This window comes from Kitasatospora sp. NPDC096140 (assembly GCF_040303045.1).
In the GTDB taxonomy this organism is placed as follows: domain Bacteria; phylum Actinomycetota; class Actinomycetes; order Streptomycetales; family Streptomycetaceae; genus Kitasatospora.
The window spans coordinates 1-1692 of sequence record NZ_JBEOUW010000111.1 but is presented as its reverse complement, the minus strand read 5'-3'; the positions used below and the strand labels follow the sequence as shown (position 1 = coordinate 1692).

At 71.3% G+C, this 1692-nt stretch carries 2 protein-coding genes; one reads left to right on the top strand and one right to left on the bottom strand.

Annotated elements, in window-relative coordinates; translation table 11 throughout:
* The first annotated feature begins 197 nt into the window (after nucleotides 1–197).
* On the top strand, nucleotides 198–1091 hold the full coding sequence (locus ABT048_RS41630) for an IS5 family transposase (RefSeq protein ID WP_350526860.1): 894 nt from the start codon (nucleotides 198–200) through the stop codon (nucleotides 1089–1091).
* Here ABT048_RS41630 and ABT048_RS41625 read toward each other — a convergent pair.
* Nucleotides 1072–1575 carry a hypothetical protein gene (locus tag ABT048_RS41625; protein ID WP_350526859.1) on the bottom strand — a complete coding sequence of 168 codons (504 nt, stop codon included), beginning with the start codon at nucleotides 1573–1575 and terminating at the stop codon, nucleotides 1072–1074. The genes ABT048_RS41630 and ABT048_RS41625 overlap by 20 nt on opposite strands.
* Nucleotides 1576–1692 lie beyond the last annotated feature (117 nt).

Here is a 1692-nt window from a genome sequence, read left to right as displayed (position 1 = left end):
AGAAGCGATTCCCAAACCGGGGGACATGGCTGCCGCTCGAACTTCCGTGCGCATCAGGCTCGTTCGGGTGATCAGTCCGCGGCCGGCGCATAGAAGAAGGGCCTCTTGCACAGTTCGGTGATGTCGAGTCAACGAACAACCAGGAGGCCCTCGTGCTCCACTCTGGCGTGCCCGCTGCGTCAGCGTCCAGCTCCGGCATGTCGTGCGATTGCCTCGCACACCAGCTCGGGAATGCCGCCGACCAGCCGGACCGGGCCCGCCGCTACGGCTCCGATCTCACCGACGCCGAGTGGGCGATCGTGCGGCCGCTGCTGCCGGTGCCGGCCTGGATGAACGGGCAAGGGGGCCGCCCGGAGGGCTTCTGCCACCGGCAGATACTGGACGCGGTGCGCTACCTGGTCGCCGAGGGCGTGCGCTGGGCCAGCCTGCCCACCGACTTCCCCAAGTGGCGGGCCGTCTACCGGTTCTTCCGCCGCTGGCGCGACAACGACCTCATCAAGGAGCTCTACGGCCGCCTGCGCAAGCGCCTGCGCGAGCTGGCCGGGAAGAAGGAGGAGCCCACAGCCGCGATCATCGACTCACAGTCGGTCAAGGCCGACGCCACCGTCGGCGCGGCCACCCGCGGCTACGACGCGGGCAAGAAAATCAACGGCCGCAAGCGACACATCGCCGTGGACACCCTGGGCCTGCTGCTCGTCGTCATCGTCACCGCCGCGTCGGTCAAGGACAACGACACCGGCCGCGACCTCCTTGAACAACTGCGCGAACAGCACCGCCGCATCGCCCTGGTCTGGGCCGACGGCGGCTACACCGGCTGGCTGGTCGCCTTCGCCACCAGCGTGCTGGCCCTCGCGCTGACCGTCGTCAAACGCAGCGACGACGCCAAAGGGTTCGTGGTGCTACCGCGCCGCTGGGTCGTGGAACGCAGTTTCTCCTGGCTGATCCGGGCCCGCCGCCTCGCCCGGGACTACGAGACCCGCATCGACAGCGCCGAGGCGATGGCCTGGTGGGCCGCGAGCATCCCGGCCACCCGCTGCCTGGCCCGATCCGGAGCCGCCGCGCCCCGCCGCGTCAAGCGGTCCGCGGCCTGAACAGACCCGGACGCTCCTCGGCCAGCCAGCCCCGCTCGACCAGCCGCTTCGCCCGAAACCGCGCGGCCTGCTCCTTTGCATCACTCTCCGGCCAGCCCAGATGCCCGCGCATCGCCCGGGCCCGCACGCCCTCCCCGCCGTCGGCCGCGTCGCGCTCGACCAGGCCCACGATCCGCGCGTAGTCGGGCGGAAGCACCTCGATCCCCAACCCAGCACGCCAGAACGGCACTTCGACCCGCGGCCCGGCAGATCCCGCGGTCGGCTCCACCACCGGCCCGCCGGCTGGCGCCTCGGGCACCACAGCCTCATCGGCCAACTCGGCCAGGGCCGCCACGGTCTCCTCCCGGGCGATGACCGCGCGCCGCGCGGCCTGATCCGCCTCCACCACGGCGGCCTGCACCCGCTCCAGCTCGGCCCGTAGTTCCTCCGCCCGGGCCAGCGCCGCCCGCTCGCGTCGCTCCAGCACTCCCAGCACCGACGGCATCCGCCACCTCCGACCACGCCCCGCACCAACACAGCGGTCCGAGCATGCCTACCGAGCGGCAACCACACGCCTCACCAGGGAAAACGTGACCCTACCTTCGATTTGGGAATCGCTTCT

Excerpts from the sequence above, each read along its gene's own strand:
- ABT048_RS41630 (WP_350526860.1), top strand. The coding sequence starts at position 198 with ATGTCGTGCGATTGCCTCGCACACCAGCTCGGGAATGCCGCCGACCAG.
- ABT048_RS41625 (WP_350526859.1), bottom strand. The coding sequence starts at position 1,575 with ATGCCGTCGGTGCTGGGAGTGCTGGAGCGACGCGAGCGGGCGGCGCTG.